This is a genomic window from Gordonia sp. PP30 (assembly GCF_023100845.1).
Lineage (GTDB): Bacteria > Actinomycetota > Actinomycetes > Mycobacteriales > Mycobacteriaceae > Gordonia.
Map to the genome: position 1 here is coordinate 607,763 of NZ_CP095864.1, position 17,200 is coordinate 624,962.

General features: G+C 68.8%; 14 protein-coding genes and 1 rRNA gene. 10 read left to right on the forward strand and 5 right to left on the reverse strand.

The genetic code is table 11. The features are described from left to right. Positions 1 to 71: 71 nt before the first annotated feature. Positions 72 to 188 (forward strand): 5S ribosomal RNA (gene rrf, locus MYK68_RS02725). Between the two features lie 353 nt (positions 189 to 541). After that, positions 542 to 1,846 (forward strand): ISL3 family transposase, encoded by a 1,305-nt coding sequence (locus MYK68_RS02730; protein ID WP_247865749.1) that lies wholly within the window; start codon positions 542 to 544, stop codon positions 1,844 to 1,846. A 500-nt stretch (positions 1,847 to 2,346) separates the two neighbouring features. Here the strand turns inward: MYK68_RS02730 and MYK68_RS02735 are convergent, their stop codons facing one another. Together MYK68_RS02735 and MYK68_RS02740 are read right to left on the reverse strand one after the other, a co-directional pair. Further along, the gene (locus MYK68_RS02735; RefSeq protein ID WP_247865749.1) at positions 2,347 to 3,651 is read right to left on the reverse strand and encodes an ISL3 family transposase; all 1,305 of its coding nucleotides are present in this window, start codon (positions 3,649 to 3,651) and stop codon (positions 2,347 to 2,349) included. Positions 3,652 to 3,911: 260 nt separating this feature from the next. Beyond that, entirely contained in the window at positions 3,912 to 4,379 is a 468-nt protein-coding gene (locus MYK68_RS02740) for a DoxX family protein (protein WP_247866200.1), read from the reverse strand. 181 nt (positions 4,380 to 4,560) lie between these two features. On the opposite strand from MYK68_RS02740, the gene MYK68_RS02745 reads away from it, so the two are divergent. Next, the gene (locus tag MYK68_RS02745) at positions 4,561 to 5,304 is read left to right on the forward strand and encodes a GAP family protein (RefSeq protein ID WP_247866201.1); all 744 of its coding nucleotides are present in this window, start codon (positions 4,561 to 4,563) and stop codon (positions 5,302 to 5,304) included. Positions 5,305 to 5,310: 6 nt separating this feature from the next. Here MYK68_RS02745 and MYK68_RS02750 read toward each other — a convergent pair whose 3' ends face one another. Beyond that, positions 5,311 to 6,939 (reverse strand): FadD3 family acyl-CoA ligase, encoded by a 1,629-nt coding sequence (locus MYK68_RS02750; protein ID WP_247866202.1) that lies wholly within the window; start codon positions 6,937 to 6,939, stop codon positions 5,311 to 5,313. Positions 6,940 to 6,981: 42 nt separating this feature from the next. On the opposite strand from MYK68_RS02750, the gene MYK68_RS02755 reads away from it, so the two are divergent. From MYK68_RS02755 to MYK68_RS02765, 3 genes are read left to right on the forward strand one after another with little or no spacing between them, the layout of a single operon-like run. After that, positions 6,982 to 8,277 (forward strand): acyl-CoA dehydrogenase family protein, encoded by a 1,296-nt coding sequence (locus MYK68_RS02755; RefSeq protein WP_247866203.1) that lies wholly within the window; start codon positions 6,982 to 6,984, stop codon positions 8,275 to 8,277. Next, positions 8,274 to 9,080: an SDR family oxidoreductase gene (locus tag MYK68_RS02760; RefSeq protein ID WP_247866204.1), complete on the forward strand. Its 807-nt coding sequence runs from the start codon at positions 8,274 to 8,276 to the stop codon at positions 9,078 to 9,080. Before MYK68_RS02755 ends, MYK68_RS02760 begins: the two co-directional genes overlap by 4 nt. A gap of 33 nt (positions 9,081 to 9,113) precedes the next feature. After that, positions 9,114 to 10,280, forward strand: coding sequence for an acetyl-CoA C-acetyltransferase (locus MYK68_RS02765; protein ID WP_247866205.1), 1,167 nt, complete (start codon positions 9,114 to 9,116; stop codon positions 10,278 to 10,280). A 123-nt stretch (positions 10,281 to 10,403) separates the two neighbouring features. Here MYK68_RS02765 and MYK68_RS02770 read toward each other — a convergent pair whose 3' ends face one another. Beyond that, positions 10,404 to 11,567: an FUSC family protein gene (locus tag MYK68_RS02770; protein ID WP_502798316.1), complete on the reverse strand. Its 1,164-nt coding sequence runs from the start codon at positions 11,565 to 11,567 to the stop codon at positions 10,404 to 10,406. Between the two features lie 67 nt (positions 11,568 to 11,634). Here MYK68_RS02770 and MYK68_RS02775 point away from each other — a divergent pair, with 67 nt between their 5' ends. The 4 genes from MYK68_RS02775 (at position 11,635) to MYK68_RS02790 (ending at position 16,335) form a co-directional block, all read left to right on the forward strand. Further along, positions 11,635 to 12,156 (forward strand): MarR family winged helix-turn-helix transcriptional regulator, encoded by a 522-nt coding sequence (locus MYK68_RS02775; protein ID WP_247866207.1) that lies wholly within the window; start codon positions 11,635 to 11,637, stop codon positions 12,154 to 12,156. 118 nt (positions 12,157 to 12,274) lie between these two features. Next, positions 12,275 to 13,783, forward strand: coding sequence for an aldehyde dehydrogenase family protein (locus MYK68_RS02780; RefSeq protein ID WP_247866208.1), 1,509 nt, complete (start codon positions 12,275 to 12,277; stop codon positions 13,781 to 13,783). Between the two features lie 311 nt (positions 13,784 to 14,094). Further along, positions 14,095 to 14,694: a TetR/AcrR family transcriptional regulator gene (locus tag MYK68_RS02785; protein WP_247866209.1), complete on the forward strand. Its 600-nt coding sequence runs from the start codon at positions 14,095 to 14,097 to the stop codon at positions 14,692 to 14,694. A 78-nt stretch (positions 14,695 to 14,772) separates the two neighbouring features. After that, positions 14,773 to 16,335, forward strand: a complete 1,563-nt coding sequence (locus MYK68_RS02790; protein ID WP_247866210.1) for an AMP-binding protein — start codon at positions 14,773 to 14,775, stop codon at positions 16,333 to 16,335. A gap of 74 nt (positions 16,336 to 16,409) precedes the next feature. Here the strand turns inward: MYK68_RS02790 and MYK68_RS02795 are convergent, their stop codons facing one another. Continuing rightward, complete coding sequence (locus tag MYK68_RS02795) at positions 16,410 to 17,195, reverse strand: SDR family NAD(P)-dependent oxidoreductase (RefSeq protein ID WP_247866211.1); 786 nt, start codon at positions 17,193 to 17,195, stop codon at positions 16,410 to 16,412. Positions 17,196 to 17,200: the final 5 nt, after the last annotated feature.

Consider the following 17,200-nt stretch of genomic DNA (forward strand, 5'->3'; position numbering starts at 1 on the left):
ATGTGACCGCATCCACTATGTACTTCTGAAACAACACACGGCAGTAATGTTGTGTGACAGTTTCATATTGTTACGGCGGCTATAGCGGAGGGGAAACGCCCGGCTCCATTCCGAACCCGGAAGCTAAGCCCTCCAGCGCCGATGGTACTGCACTTTAGTCAGTGTGGGAGAGTAGGACACCGCCGAACACAACCTCAAGGGAAGGCCCCGAACCAGTCATGGTTCGGGGCCTTCCCGCATCCCCGGGCCAACAACCACACCAGCCACCCACGACAGACGCCCTCCGGCCGCGGTGTCGTCGCCTTCGCTCCGCCACACACGCCCAGGAACCACGAAGTCCAGACCACACCGCCGGCAGCCGAACCCGCACGATGGTCGAGCGAAGTCGAGGCCATGTCGTCAGCTGGCGCTCCTATGACGGCTCTTCGAGCTTGAGCGGGCAGTCCTGGTCGGGACTGTGCCGTGTCGTTGACGTGAAAGGCCCCTGACCTTCGTGATTCTGGATGTTGCGAAGCATTCAAGAAGCGAAGGAGCAGGGGCCGTGTCCGAGCTTACGTCGTTGTTGCTGGGTCTGGAAGGTGTGCAGGTCGTCGGGGTGGACATCCTCGCCGATCGCACTCGTGTCGTGGATGTCGTGACCGCCGATCCGCGGGCAGCGTGCTGCCCGGACTGCGGCCACAAGTCACGGTCGGTGAAAGACCGAGCGGTCACCACACCCCGCGATATCGGGTACGGCACCGATCCGATCGTGTTGCGGTGGAACAAGATCCGCTGGCGGTGCCGCAACCCCGAGTGCAAGCGCGCGTCGTTCACCGAGGCCATCGAACAGATCCCGGCCCGCCGGCGCACCACCAGCAGGCTGCGCCGTCAGATCGGGTTGTCGGTCGGCGAGCACGCCCGGTCGGTGGCCGAGGTCGCCGCCGAACACAAGGTGTCGTGGCCGACCGCGCACACCGCGTTCTGCGAGGTCGCCGACGAGGTCCTCGACGCGCCTGAGCCGGTGCGGATGCTGGGGATCGATGAGACCCGCCGAGGCCGGCCCCGCTGGAAACGCAGTTCAGATGGTCGCTGGTACCGGGTCGACCCGTGGGACACCGGCTTCGTCGACCTCGACGGCGTCCAGGGCCTGTTAGGACAGACCACCGGCCGCACCTCGGCCGCGGTCGCCGACTGGCTCAACGCCCAACCCGCGGCGTTCCGGGCTTCGATCACCCATGTGGCGATCGACCCGTGTGCCGCCTACGCCGCCGCGGTTGCCCAGGCATTGCCCGATGCGCAGGTGGTCGTCGATCACTTCCACCTGATCAAACTCGCCAATGACATGGTGACCGCGGTCCGTCGTCGAGTCACCTGGGAACGGCGCGGCCGCCGGGGCCGGGCAGTCGACCCGGAGTGGGCCAACCGTCGGCGCCTGCTCACCGCCCGCGAACGCCTCTCCGAGAAGAACTACAAGAAGATGTGGGATGCGTTGCGCGCCAACGATCCTGGGAACGAGGTCCTGGCCGCCTACATCGTGAAAGAGGAACTGCGTGTGCTGCTGGCGCTCGCCCGCTGCCAGCCCGACCGTCATCGGTTGCGCCATAAGCTGTACCGGTTCTACGACCTATGTGCCGAGGTGAACATGCCCGAGGTCACCAAGCTCGCCTCCACGATCGAGACCTGGTGGGCCGGAATCGCCGCGTTCCTCGACACCGGGATCACCAACGCGCGCACCGAAGGCTACAACCGGCTCGTCAAACAGGTGAAACGCGCCGCGTGCGGGTTCCGGAACCTCGAAAACTCACGACGCCGGATACGCTTCCACTGCACCCGCAAACAGCGGGCCAGCATCCAGACTCACTGCTGAGATTGCCCGGATAAGCTCGAAGAGCCCCTATGACTGTCGAGTGAACCCGCATCACGGTCCAGCGGAGTCGAGATCATTTCACCTGTCAGCCGAACCCGCATGACGGCCAGCGAAGCCCGGACTCCGCCTCTGTCCAGAGGAGCCCGGGGCTCAATCTCGGTCTTACCCTCCAGTGATAGCGGCCACCCGAACCAGCGGGCGAAGAGAGGCGCTCATGCTGAGCAGGTGAACCCGCGATGGTCGCCGAGCGAAGTCGAGAACACCCTGTGTCCAGGACTGGCGCGGACCGGAGGCGCCCAGCGCGGAGTTGTCGCGACCGAACTCCTGGCGGTGTCAGGGAAGGTGAGGGCTCAGACCCGAAGCGTGCCCAGTAGGAGGTTCCGGTCGCCGAGGATGGGTGACCGCAGCCGACCTTCGCGGGGTCACAACTCGATTCGACCGGCAGAAAGTCATCGCCCCTATGCCAGGGATGCCGGCTCTTCGAGCTTATCCGGGCAATCTCAGCAGTGAGTCTGGATGCTGGCCCGCTGTTTGCGGGTGCAGTGGAAGCGTATCCGGCGTCGTGAGTTTTCGAGGTTCCGGAACCCGCACGCGGCGCGTTTCACCTGTTTGACGAGCCGGTTGTAGCCTTCGGTGCGCGCGTTGGTGATCCCGGTGTCGAGGAACGCGGCGATTCCGGCCCACCAGGTCTCGATCGTGGAGGCGAGCTTGGTGACCTCGGGCATGTTCACCTCGGCACATAGGTCGTAGAACCGGTACAGCTTATGGCGCAACCGATGACGGTCGGGCTGGCAGCGGGCGAGCGCCAGCAGCACACGCAGTTCCTCTTTCACGATGTAGGCGGCCAGGACCTCGTTCCCAGGATCGTTGGCGCGCAACGCATCCCACATCTTCTTGTAGTTCTTCTCGGAGAGGCGTTCGCGGGCGGTGAGCAGGCGCCGACGGTTGGCCCACTCCGGGTCGACTGCCCGGCCCCGGCGGCCGCGCCGTTCCCAGGTGACTCGACGACGGACCGCGGTCACCATGTCATTGGCGAGTTTGATCAGGTGGAAGTGATCGACGACCACCTGCGCATCGGGCAATGCCTGGGCAACCGCGGCGGCGTAGGCGGCACACGGGTCGATCGCCACATGGGTGATCGAAGCCCGGAACGCCGCGGGTTGGGCGTTGAGCCAGTCGGCGACCGCGGCCGAGGTGCGGCCGGTGGTCTGTCCTAACAGGCCCTGGACGCCGTCGAGGTCGACGAAGCCGGTGTCCCACGGGTCGACCCGGTACCAGCGACCATCTGAACTGCGTTTCCAGCGGGGCCGGCCTCGGCGGGTCTCATCGATCCCCAGCATCCGCACCGGCTCAGGCGCGTCGAGGACCTCGTCGGCGACCTCGCAGAACGCGGTGTGCGCGGTCGGCCACGACACCTTGTGTTCGGCGGCGACCTCGGCCACCGACCGGGCGTGCTCGCCGACCGACAACCCGATCTGACGGCGCAGCCTGCTGGTGGTGCGCCGGCGGGCCGGGATCTGTTCGATGGCCTCGGTGAACGACGCGCGCTTGCACTCGGGGTTGCGGCACCGCCAGCGGATCTTGTTCCACCGCAACACGATCGGATCGGTGCCGTACCCGATATCGCGGGGTGTGGTGACCGCTCGGTCTTTCACCGACCGTGACTTGTGGCCGCAGTCCGGGCAGCACGCTGCCCGCGGATCGGCGGTCACGACATCCACGACACGAGTGCGATCGGCGAGGATGTCCACCCCGACGACCTGCACACCTTCCAGACCCAGCAACAACGACGTAAGCTCGGACACGGCCCCTGCTCCTTCGCTTCTTGAATGCTTCGCAACATCCAGAATCACGAAGGTCAGGGGCCTTTCACGTCAACGACACGGCACAGTCCCGACCAGGACTGCCCGCTCAAGCTCGAAGAGCCGGGATGCCCGGCACCCATAGCTCGCTCTCGCCCCCTCGGTAGTGGGGGCGAGAGCGAGCTACCGGGCGATGTGGCGAGGGGCCACGACACGGAAGATTCCGTGCCGGGAGGCCGGTGCTACGGGGTGAACGGGACCGGTCAGGCGGGCACTGGGTCGGTGGAGGCGCCGGCGTCCTCGACTGCCTCGGTGCGGGCAGCGGCGGCCGTCGTGCCACCGAGGACCGAAGAAAGGGCGAGCCGTCCCGGGCCGAAGAACACCAGAAGCAGGAGGGCCCAGCAGAAGAGTGCGGCCGAGTCGCCGTCGTTCTGGATCGGGAGCAGACCGTCGCCCTGGTGCATCCAGAAGTAGGCGACCGCCATCGCGCCGGATCCGACGAACGCGGCGGCCCGTGTGCCGATGCCGAGGACGACGGCCGCACCCGCGACGAACTCGATGAGAGCCGCCCACCAGGACGGCCAGGCGCCGATATCGGCGGTCCGGCCCCCGTACGGGGTGACGAACCATCCGAACAAGGTCGACGCCCCGTGGCAGAAGAACAAGAAGCCGACGACCACGCGGAACGCCGCGAGGACCCACGGCTGCGCACGATTTAATATGGTTAGCATTACCTAATGTTGACGAGCGATCGGGAATCGGCCAAGAATATGTGACCGCTCTCACTGCTCGGCCGCGAGCCGGTGATGTCCCAGCCGAGGGCGCGTCGTGGCACCGGGCCTGCTCATGCTTAACTTTTGAGATAGCCGTGTCCTACCGGGAGGCGGGGGACCGAACTTTCGGAGGCGCAACATGTGGAGTGCTCTGGGCAGCACGTTCGGGCTGGCGATGGGCCTGGCGCTCAGTCCGCTGGCGATCACCACGGCCCTGATCCTGCTCCTCGGCGACCGCGGCAAGCTGCGCGCGGTCTTCTTCGCCGTCGGCTGGTGGGTGGCGATGTTCGGCATCACTCTGATTCCGATGCTGGTGACCGACGGCGCCGAAGAGGACGACCCCAGCGGGACCTCCGGCGGCGTCGACATCCTGCACCTGGTGTTCGGCGTCCTGTTCTTCGTGCTCGCGGCGCTGACCTGGATCAAACGGCCGAATCACGACCGGGCCGTCAAGGTCGACGAAGCCGAGGAGTCGGCGCTCGAGGTGGTCGAACAGGAGATGCTCGACGTCGAGCCGGCGGGCAAACCGGGCATCCTCGACCGCCTCGACGGCCTCGGTGTCTGGGCCTGCCTGCTGGTCGGCCTGGCGCAGGGCGTGCTGATCATCAAGAACATCCCGCTGGGCATCAGCGCGGGCGCGCAGATCGGTCAGGCGCAGGTGCCGCAGGCCGAGCAGTGGGCGATCGTCGCGATCTTCGCGGCCATCGCCACCGCCGGCGCTCTCATCCCGCTCCTCACCGCGGTGGTCGGTGGTCGCCGTGTCGAAGCCGGCCTCTACGAGGCCCGGCACTGGATCGAGGCCAACATGACTGCCATCACGCTCGTGGTGCTCGTCGTGGTCGGCGGGATCTTCCTCGGCGAGGGCCTCGGTCTCGCCGACTGACGAGCGCTATCGCAGCTCGCGCTTGAGGATCTTCCCGGAGGCGTTGCGCGGAAACGCGTCGACGACGACGACGGATCTCGGGAGTTTGAAGTTCGCGAGGTGCTCGGCCGCAAAGGCCAGGATGTCGTGCTCGGTGACGCCGGCGCCGGGCAGCGTCGTTACATAGGCGCGCCCGACCTCGCCGAGCCGATCGTCGGGCACCCCGACCACGGCGGCCTCGGTCACCCCGGGCACCCGCGTCACGACCTGCTCCACCTCGGCGGGATAGACGTTGAATCCGCCGCAGATGTACATGTCCTTGAGCCGATCGGTGATCGTCAGGTTGCCGCGCGCATCCAGTCGCCCGACGTCGCCGGTATGCAGCCAGCCGTCGGCGTCGATGGTCTCGGCGGTGGCCTTCGCGTCGTTCAGATAGCCGCGCATCACCATGGCGCCCCGGGTGAGCACCTCGCCGTCGTCGCCGAGCCGGACCTCCATGCCGTCGAAGGCCCGGCCGCAGGTGGTCGCGACGGTGACGGCGTCGTCGTCGGCCGTGCAGGTGGTGATGAAGCCGCTGGTCTCGGTCTGGCCGTACGCGGTGATCACGGTGTCGACGCCCAACTCGGTTTGCAGGCGCTCGATCAGAACCGCCGGCACGATGGTCGCGCCGGTGACGATCAGCCGCAGGCTCGACAGGTCGTACGCGGAACGCTGCGGGTCGTCGAGGATCGTCTGGAAGATCGTCGGCGCACCCGGGAACACCGTGACGCGCTGCGCCGCAACCGCTTTCATCGCCTCGCTCGGTGAGTACACCGCGAGCGGCAGCATGGTGGAGCCGAACAGCACGCAGGGCAGGATCCCGGCCTTGTAGCCGAAGGTGTGGAAGAACGGATTGACCATCAGATAGCGGTCGTCGGGGCCGAGGCCGCCGTTCGCGCCCCAGGCCCGCGCCCCGGCGACGGTGTGCCGGTGCTCGGCCAGGACGCCTTTCGGCGCCCCGGTGGTCCCGGAGGTGAAGAGGATGTCGGACAGGTCGTAGGGCCGGACCCGCTCGGCACGACGGCGGGCGAGGCCCGTCGACTCTGGCGTGGCGGAGTCGAGGAAGCGCTGCCAGGTGAGGCTTCGACGGGGCTCAGCCGGCGTGACGTCGGGCTCAGCCGGCGTGACGTCGGGCTCAGCCGGCGTGACGTCGCGCTCAGCCGTCGCGACGACGTCCTCGCCCGACGAACTCAGCGGAATCCCGATCACGGTGCGGTGCTCGGCGATCGGGGAGTCGAGGACCTCGGTGAGCCGGTCGACGCCGGCGAACTCGCCGGCCGCGACGATGACCAGTGCCCCCGACCGGTCCACGATGTCCTGCGCCTCGCTGACCGTGTACCGCGTGTTCAGCGGCACCAGCACCGCTCCGGCGCAGTGCGTGCCGAGTGTCGCGATCGGCCAGTGGTAGCTGTTCGGCGCCCAGATCGCGACGCGGTCGCCGGGTTCCACCCCGAGGGCCACGAGCGCGCCGGCGAAGGCCTCTACCTGCTCGGCGAGCGCGGTCCACGTCAGTTCGACGGGTGTGTCCCACTGCGCGTCGTGCACGGCGATCGCGTCGGGCCACTGCGCCCGGGCGCACGACAGGGCGGCGGGGGTGGTCATCGGGAGCGTCGTCATGATCAAAACCTAACAAATGCTTGGTAGGTTAAGCTAGCGATCATGACCCTTCCCCACGGACCGGGCGACGCGCCGGCGGTCCTCGCCGATCGCGGGCTCGACCTCGGCGAATGGGCCGCGTCCACGCCCGACGCCGACGCGGTCTTCGCCGCCGCGGTACGCCGATGGCTCGACGACAACCTCACCGGCGAGTTCGCGCACCTGCGCGGGCGCGGCGGACCCGGCAGTGAGCACGAGTTCTTCGCCGAACGGCTGGCCTGGGATCGCCACCTCGCCGCCGCCGGCTGGACGTGTCTGGGCTGGCCGGTCGCCCACGGTGGGCGCGGGGCCACCCTCGCGCAGCGCATCATCTTCCATCAGGAGTATGCGCGCGCGAACGCACCGGCGCGGGTGAACCACCTCGGTGAGGAACTCCTCGGTCCCACCCTCATCGAGTACGGCACGCCCGCGCAGCAGGCGCGCTTCCTGCCGGGCATCGTCGGCGTCACCGAACTGTGGGCGCAGGGCTACTCCGAACCGGGCGCGGGCAGCGACCTCGCGGACATCGCGACGACGGCGGTACGCCGCGGCGACGACTGGGTGATCAACGGCCAGAAGATATGGACCTCGCTGGCGCACCTGTCGCAGTGGGCGTTCGTACTCGCGCGCACCGAGCCCGCCGACGGGACGTCGTCGCGTCACCGGGGCCTGAGCTTTCTGCTGGTGCCGCTCGACCAGCCGGGCGTCACCATCGTGCCCATCCAGCAGATCACCGGCACCAGCGAGTTCAACGAGGTCTTCTTCGACGACGCGGTGACCGAAGCGAGCCTGGTCGTCGGTGAACCCGGTGACGGCTGGAAGGTGGCGATGGGCCTCCTGCAGTTCGAGCGCGGCGTCTCCACGCTCGGGCAGCAGGTCGGCTTCACCCGCGAGCTCGACGACCTCGTCGAGCTCGCGAAAAGCAATGGCGCGGTGAAGGATCCGGAGATCGCCAGCCGACTGCGGCGCGCCCGGATCGGTCTGATGGTGATGGACGCCAACGCCCGACGCACCCTCGCCGGGGACGTGGTCTCGGCGACCGGGGCGGCGTCGGTCGCCAAGCTGCTCTGGGCCGGCTGGCACCGCGATCTCGGTCAGCTGGCCGCCGACGTGGCCGGTGCCACGGTCCTGCTCGGCCCGGCCGCCACCTCCGAGGGCCGGCCGAACGACATCTACCGCCCCGATCACGTCGAACTCGACGAGTGGCAACGACTCCTGCTGTTCACCCGCGCCGACACCATCTACGGCGGTTCCAACGAGGTGCAGCGCAACATCATCGCCGAGCGCGTGCTCGGCCTTCCCCGAGAGGCACGAGGATGACCCGACCCGTCTCCCCGCTGGCGGCCGTTCCGGACGAGACCCCCGGGCACGGACTACTGACCGGACGTCACGCCGTCGTCACCGCCGCGGCGGGCACCGGTATCGGCTTCGCCACCGCGCGGCGCCTGTTGCTGGAGGGCGCCGACGTGGTGGTCTCGGACTTCCACGCACGACGCCTCGCCGAGACCGCCGACACCCTCGCCGCCGAGTTCCCCGCGCGCCGGATCGAGGCCGTCGTCTGCGACGTCACCAGCACCGCGCAGGTCGATGCGCTCATCGCCGACGCGGCCGCCCGTCTCGGCCGGATCGATCTCCTGGTCAACAACGCCGGCCTCGGCGGGGAGACACCCGTCGCCGACATGACCGACGACCAGTGGGACCGTGTTCTCGACGTCACCCTCACCAGCTGCTTCCGCGCCACCCGCGCGGCGCTGCGCTACTTCCGCGACGCCTCGTGCGGCGGCGTGATCGTCAACAACGCGTCGGTGCTTGGCTGGCGGGCGCAACGCGGACAGGCGCATTACGCCGCCGCGAAGGCCGGCGTGATGGCGCTGACCCGCTGCGCCGCGGTCGAGGCCGCCGACTACGGTGTCCGGATCAACGCCGTCGCGCCGTCGATCGCCCGCCACCCTTTCCTAGCCAAGGTCACCAGCGACCGGTTGCTCGACGAACTCGCCGAGCGTGAGGCCTACGGCCGTGCCGCCGAGGTCTGGGAGATCGCGGCGACCATCGCCATGCTCGCCTCCGACTACTCCACGTACCTCACCGGCGAGGTGGTCTCCATCTCCAGTCAGCGCGCCTGAGCCGTCTTCCCTTCTCCCCGAGGAGCTTTCCCGATGTCCACACCCCAGGCTTACGTCGTCGACGCGATCCGCACCCCGGTCGGCAAGCGCGGCGGCTCGCTCGCCACGGTGCACCCCGCCGACCTCGGCGCCCACGTCATCACCGCGATCGTGGAGCGGACCGGCATCGACCCGGCGGTGGTCGACGACGTGATCTTCGGGTGCGTCGACACCATCGGCCCGCAGGCCGGGAACATCGCCCGCACGGCCTGGCTGGCAGCCGGGATGCCGCTGGGCGTGCCGGGCACCACCGTCGACCGGCAGTGCGGATCGAGCCAGCAGGCCATCCACTTCGCCGCGCAGGCGGTGATGAGCGGAACGCAGGACGTCGTCCTGGCCGGCGGTGTCCAGAACATGAGCGCGATCCCGATCAGCCAGGCGATGATCGCCGGCCGCGAGTTCGGATTCCCCACGCCCACAGCGGGATCCGTCGGCTGGGAGCGGCGTTTCGGCGATACCGAGATCAGCCAGTTCGTCGGCGCCGACATGATGGCCAAGCGCTGGAACCTCGGCCGGCGCGAGATGGAGGAGTGGGCGCTGCGCAGCCACGACCGCGCTCGCGCGGCCCTCGCCGACGGCACGTTCGACGCCGAGACCGTCGCGCTGGGCGACTGCGTGGCCGACGAATGCCCGCGGGACACGAGCCTGGCGAAGATGGCCGCGCTCGACGTCCTCCTGGACGGCTCCGACCTCACGGCGGCGATGGCCTCCCAGATCTGCGACGGGGCGGCGGCCACGCTCATCGTCTCCGAGGACGCCCTGACCCGCTACGGCCTGACCCCGCGGGCGCGCATCCACCACATGACCGTGCGTGGCGACGATCCGGTGATGATGCTGTCGGCGCCGATCCCGGCGACCGCGCATGCCCTCGACAAGACCGGCCTGTCGATCGACGACATCGACGTGGTCGAGATCAACGAGGCGTTCGCGCCGGTGGTTCTGGCCTGGCTGAAGGAGACCGGCGCCGACCCCGAGCGGGTGAATCGGCACGGCGGGGGCATCGCGCTGGGGCATCCGCTGGGGGCGACCGGTGCCAAGCTCTTCGCCACGCTGCTGAACGAGCTCGAGCGCACGGGCGGTCGTTACGGGCTGCAGACCATGTGCGAGGGCGGCGGTACCGCGAACGTCACCATCGTCGAGCGGCTAGGCCGTGCCTCCTGAGTCTCTTTCCGGTCATCGGCGGCCCGCTGAACGACTGGCGGCGTTGTCGTCGGTCGGCATAGCGCCGCCATGCCTCCGCCTTGCCGGCCGCCCAGCGGATCCACCGATGCCTTCGGAGAAGTCTCAGGAGACACGGCCTCGGCTGAATCGGCGCGTCGCGCCGATCGGGCGGTGCGCCGGGAGGAGGTCGGTGGCGCTGACGGTCAGCGCGGCCACCACGATCCCGACCACGATGCCGACCAGGGTGTCGGCGATCCGGTCGAGCGCGACGGTCGGGTCCAGTCCCGCGCCGAGGGCGGTCAGTAGCAAGGCCATCGGGGTCACCGCGATGCTGCAGAGCGTGTAGTTCACCGGTGCGGTGATCTCGGCGATGGTCTGGAAGACCACGATCGCCAGGACCGCACCCCAGTACCCCAGCGGCAGCATGAGGAGTCCGGCGGCGATACCGGCGCCGACCACGTTGCCGAGCAGCCGGGCGATCCCCCGGGAGACGGTGAGGTGGAAGTCCACGCCCTGCAGCGCGGCGACCGCACCCATCGCCGCCCACATCGGATGCGCGAATCCGGCGGCGCCGGCGATCAGCGCGCTCACCGCCGCGGCGGCCGTCATCCGCGCCGCCGTGGCGGCCAGATGCCGAGGTGGGATCCGGACCAGTGCCCGCCGGACCGGCTCGTATCCGGTCTCCTCCGCCGCCGCGGGGCCGCGGCCGAGCCGGTGCCGGGCGCGGGTGTACAGCCACGGGCTCAGTGCGGCCGCCATCCCGATGACCGAGCCGAGTGCCGTCGCCGTCGTCGCACGCGCGAGATCCCCTGCGCCGGAGACGAATCCGGCGCCCGCGGTGGCGGCGAACACGAAGACCACGGCCCCGGGGCCCGCCGCCCGCAGGGCTCCGACGAGGAGCGCCGCGCAGCCGGCGAGCAATGCGATCACCGCGGTCTCGATGAGCAGGGAGTCGCCCGCGAGACCGACCAGTCCGCCGATCGCGACGGAGGCCGTGACGGCGACGCTCAGCGCCGCGAGGCGGCCGGCGCGCATCCGGTACGGATCGGGACGGCAGAACGCCGAGACCAGCGCCCCGAGAGCGGCGATACCCGCGACGTCTTTCGCGCCCAGCAGCCCACCGACCATCAGGACCAGGCCGACGGCCGCGCCGACGCGCACCGGCGCCCAGTAGCTCGCCTTGCTCGGATCCAGCGTGAGTGCGCTGCGCCAGCCGGGGCTGCGCAGCGGATAGGTGAGCGCGGCGGAGCGGGCCGGCGGGGTGCGGGAGTCGGACGGGATCACCAGATCATGGTAACAGTGTTTTACTAGTAAAATAAATATCCGGAGAAGCCGTCGGCGTAGGCTCAGCCGCGTGTCCCAGGATCCGTCGGAGAGTGAGCGTGGTGACCTCGTCGACCGCATTCAGGCCGAATGGGCGCAGGCTTACCCGCAGTATGACGTCGCGCCCATCGCGGTGCTCGGCCGGATTCAGCGCGTCGCCTCGGTCGCCAGTCAGCGGCTCGATCGGCAGTTGGAGCAGCACGGCGTCACTCGTTCGGAGTTCGACGTCCTCGGTGCCCTGGCGCGCGCGGGGCGGCCGTTGCGGGCCAGCGAGGTCGTGTCCACCACCACGCTCAGCGGCGCGTCGATCACCAAGCTCACCGAGGCCCTGGTCCGGCGCGGACTGGTCCGGCGCGGCCGGTCGCCGGTCGACGGCCGGGTGGTGCTGCTCGAGGTGACCGATGCGGGGCGCGGCGTCGTCGATCAGGAGCTGCCGCGCCGACTCGCCGACGACGAGGCGGTGCTGGCCGGGCTGTCGCCGCGGGAGCGCGAGACGCTCGTCGTCCTGCTGCGGCGCGTGGCGCGGTCGCTGGAGGATTCGCCTCCGCCGTGAGGGCCGCGTAAGTTTCCTTATGTGGCGCGGGCAACGTCTGCTAGTACCGTAGAGACGAAGGTGTGCGTCCGTCCCAAGCGCGCCGACATCCGAACTTACGGGGAATGTGGAGAAGCCGATGACCAAGCCAGCCGATGTGACCACCCGGCCCGGAGACAAGGTGTCTTCCGAGTCGCACACTCTGGGTGAACTGCTCGAGATCCAGAAGGCGGCGTTCCTGCGCGACGGCATTCCGGACGCGAAGACGCGCGTCGACCGCATCAATCGCCTCGGACAGATGCTGCTCGACAATGAGAAAGCGATCACCGAGGCCCTGAATGCCGACTTCGGTACCCGGCCCCGCGAACTGTCCATCGCCACCGATGTCGCCGGGTGCCTCATCGACCTGACCCATCAGCGTCGGCATGCCGCGGAGTGGATGCGTGAGACCAGCGTCGCCAAGGTGCAGGGGCTCCTCGGGTTCAAGCAGCGTCTGCGGCACGACCCGCTCGGCGTCGTCGGCATCATGGGTCCGTGGAACTTCCCGCTGCAGCTGACCATCGTGCCGGCCGGCTCGGCGTTCGCTGCGGGTAACCGCGTCCTGATGCGGCCGTCGTCGATCACCGCGCGGACCACCGAGGTGATCGCCCGCGTCGCGCCCGACTACTTCTCGATCGAAGAGTTCGCGGTGGTCACCAGCAAGCACGGTGGTGGCAGCGACTTCGCCAAGCTGCCCGTGGACCACATGTTCTTCACCGGATCGCCCGAGGTCGGCGCGTCGGTCGCGCAGGAGGCCGCCAAGAATCTGGTGCCGGTCACCCTGGAACTCGGCGGCAAGAATCCGGCGATCGTCGACATCGACACCGACATCACCGAAGCCGCGAACTTCCTGGCCGACGCCCGGATGATCAACGGCGGCCAGGTCTGCCTGTGCCCCGACTACGTGTTCGTGCCCGAGGCGAAGGTCGGCGAGTTCACCGAGAAGGTGATCGCCCGCTGGACCAAGAACTACCCGACCATCGTCGACAACTCGCAGTACACCTCCACGATCAACGAGAAGAACTACAACCGGATCGTCGGCCTGATCGACGACGCCGTCGAACTGGGCGCCACCAAGCGCCAGGTGATCCCGGCCGGTGAGGATCTGCCGAACGCGGCGACGCGCAAGATCCCGCCGACCCTGCTCACCGGGGTCAAGGCCGGTATGAAGATCGAGGAGGACGAGGTCTTCGGGCCGGTCCTCACCGTGTACCCGTACCGCAACCAGGCCGAGGCCATCGACAAGATCAATGCCGCCGGGCACCCGCTCACCCTGTACTGGGTCGGCAAGGACAACGAGCGGCTGGCGCACGTCGCCGATCACACCCGCAGCGGCTCGATCAGCGGCAACGACTTCGCGCTGCACCTGCTCTCCGGCGGCCTGCCGTTCGGCGGCGTCGGCCGCTCCGGCATGGGCAACTACCACGGCCACTTCGGATTCGAGACGTTCAGCCACGCCCGCGCGGTGACCGTCTCGACCATGCCGATCAAGTTCGCCGAGCTGGTCTCCGCGCCGTTCACCAAGAGCGACACCCGCCTGACCGACGCGCAGATGAAGATGTGGCGCTTCCTCCAGGGCCGCGCTTCGCGAAAGTCCGCCAAGCGCTGACTCCCGCAGAACCCATGATGGTCGGACTTCGACCGCGCGTCGTCGCAGGCTCCGCCGCGCATGCTCAGCACCCGCGGAGTCGAGACCACACTCGTGTCGAGGTGGGTGATCTCGACTCCGCTCGATCAGCTTGACGGGTACCGCTCGATCAGCTTGAGGTCCGGTGAGGGTCCGGCTCGACCAGGTTGAGGTCCCGCTCGACCAGGTTGAGGTCCCGCTCGACCAGCTTGACGGGTACTGCTCGATCAGCGTCTGGTTCCGCCCGGCGACTACTGTGCTCGCCACGACCAAGCACTTGCTAGGGTGGAGCGGTGACAGCGAAGGCGCAGGTGCGCGCGGGATCCCGGCGCGACGAACTCCTCGGCATCGCCGGGGAACTGTTCGCCGAGCGCGGTCTGCGTTCGACGACGGTGCGCGACATCGCCGACGCCGCGGGCATCCTGTCGGGCAGCCTGTATCACCACTTCGACTCCAAGGAGTCGATGGTCGACGAGTTGCTGCGCGGATTCCTCGACGGACTCTTCGCGCGTTACCGGGAGATCGCGGATGCCGGCCTCGGTGCCGCGGACACGTTGCGGCAGTTGGTGATCGCTTCGTTCGAGTCGATCGACGCGCAACATACGGCGGTGGCGATCTACCAGAACGAGGCGCGGCATCTGGCCGGCGAGGAACGCTTCGCCTACATCGGTGAACGCAACGTCGAGTTCCGGGAACTCTGGGAGTCGGTCCTGCGTCGCGGTGTCGACGACGGCGAGTTCCGCCCGGATCTCGACGTCGACCTGGTGTACCGGTTTCTCCGCGACACCGTCTGGATCGCGGTGCGCTGGTACCGGCCGGGTGGCCCGAAGTCGGTGGAGCAGATCGCCGACCAGTACCTCGCGGTGGTGCTGGAAGGCATCCTTCCGCGCTGATCGAACTTCGGTTAGTCGTCATTCACTGAATTTCCGGAATCGGCGTCGCCGCGGTGTGGCATGGCGCATACTGGCGCCATGAGTGAACAGTCGCGGGACATCGCGGACCAGATCCGGCAGTGGCTTGAGGTGTACGGGGCATCGGACGCGAGCGCGGCCCACCTGCTCGTCGACCGGCACGACCCGTCCCAGGTCGCCTTCACCCAGATCGACGTCGATCCGGCGGGCGGCCTGACCGGGGAAGACATCACCTACGGGCAGCTCGCCGATGAGTCCAGGAGGCTGGCGACCGTGCTGGCCCAGCGCGGGATCGGCCGCGGCGACACCGTCGGGGTGCTGATGAGCAAGCGCCGCGAACTCGTGGTCACCCTGCTCGCGATCGCTCGGCTCGGCGCCGTCTATATTCCGCTGTTCACCGCGTTCGCATCGCCCGCGATCGAGATGCGGTTGCGCGGCGGCGACGCCGCGCTGGTGGTCACCGAGCCGGGCCAGGCCGACAAGGTCGCCGGGATTCCGGAGGTCGACACCCTGGTGACCGGGCCGGAGTTCGACGCGCTGATCGCCGCGAGCGAGCCGTACGACCAGTCGGTCGCCGTCGGCGGCGACGGTGCGCTGATCCTCTTGTTCACCAGCGGCACCACCGGCAACCCGAAGGGAGTGCCGGTCTCCGTGCGGGCGCTCGCGTCGTTCCACGCCTACATGCACTACGGGCTCGACGTCGCCGCCGACGACGTCTTCTGGAATGCCGCCGATCCGGGCTGGGCGTACGGCCTCTACTACGGAATCCTCGGACCGCTGGCGACCGGCCGCCGGAATCTGCTGCTGCGCGCGGGCTTCTCGCCCGCCACCACCCTCGAAGTGCTGAAGCGGTGGGGTGTCACCAACTTCGCCGCCGCGCCGACCGTCTATCGCAGCCTGTCCAACGACCCGCAGTTCACCGGGATCCGGTTGCGGCACGCCTCCTCGGCCGGCGAGCCGCTGACACCCGATGTGATCGACTGGGCGGGCCGTGCGCTCGGGACCGAGGTCCGCGACCACTACGGCCAGACCGAGCACGGCATGTTCATCAACAACCACTGGAACGAGGCGTTGCGTGAGCCGGTGATCCCGGGCTCGATGGGCTTCGAGATGCCGGGATTCAGCTGCGGGATCGTCAACGGGGAGATCGCGATCGACACCGCGGCGAGCCCGCTGATGTGGTTCACCGGCTACCTCGACGCGCCGGAGAAGACCGCCGCGCGGTTCACCGGCCCCGACCGCTCGGGCTGGTACCTGACCGGCGACGCCGGCCGCCGGGACGACGACGGCCGCTTCTTCTTCACCGCCCGCGACGACGACGTGATCATCATGGCCGGCTACCGCATCGGCCCGTTCGACGTCGAGAGCGTCCTCATCACCCACCCGTCGGTGATCGACGTCGCCGTCGTCGGCCGTCCCGACCAGCTGCGCGGCGAGGTACTGGAAGCGTTCTGCGTCCTCGCCGACGGCGTGCCCGGCACCGATGAGCTGGAGAAGGAGCTGCAACAGCTGGTGAAGGACGGCTTCGCCGCCCACGCCTACCCCCGGACCGTGCACTGGGTCGACGAACTCCCGAAGACCCCGAGCGGCAAGATCCAGCGGTTCAAACTCCGCCAGCAGTGAGAACTCGTCCTCCGCGATATGCCGAGAACGGTACATCGCGGAGGACGAGTTCCACGGGGCTCACAGTGCGCGGATCAGGGGCGCGGTCCACCGTGGTAGGCGAGCAGGCCGCCGTCGGCGACGAAGGTGCCACCGGTGCAGTAGCTCGACGCGGGACTGGCGAGGAACAGCATCAGCTCGGCGATCTCGCGGGGTTGCGCGTACCGTGCCATCGGCGGCGCTTGGGCGAAGGCATCCATGACCGCCTGGGGATCCTCCGGGTTGGCGTCGGTGTGGAGTCCGCCCATCATGGTGGTGTCGGTCAGCCCGGGGTGAACGGTGTTCACCCGGATGCCCTCGGTGGCCAGTTCCACCGCGGCGTTGCGCATGATGCCGACCACCGCGTGCTTGGAGGCGGTGTACGGCGTGGAGCCGTAGTATCCGCTGAGTCCCTGCGTCGACGACGTGATCACCACGCTGCCGCCCCCGCGCTCGCGCAGGTGCGGGACGGCCGCGCGCAGGCCGTACCAGACGCCCTTCATGTTGATGGCGATCACCCGGTCGAACAGCTCTTCCGGATAGTCCATCAGCGAGTACGACGACCCGAAGGTGCCCGCGTTGAGGATCACCGCGTCGAGGCCGCCCCAGGTGTCCACCGCGTAGCGGGTGTACGCCTCCACCTGCTCGCGGTCGGTGACGTCGGCGGTGAAGACGTCGACCTTGTCGCCGGTCACCTTGTCGCGGGCCGCAGCGAGCGCCTCCTCATCGAAGTCGACCATCAGCACGGCGCTGCCTGCCTCGGCGAGCGCCTGCGCGGTGGCCGTTCCGATGCCGCCCGCGGCGCCGGTGACGATACTGACCTTGTCGGTCATCGTGTCCATGAGAT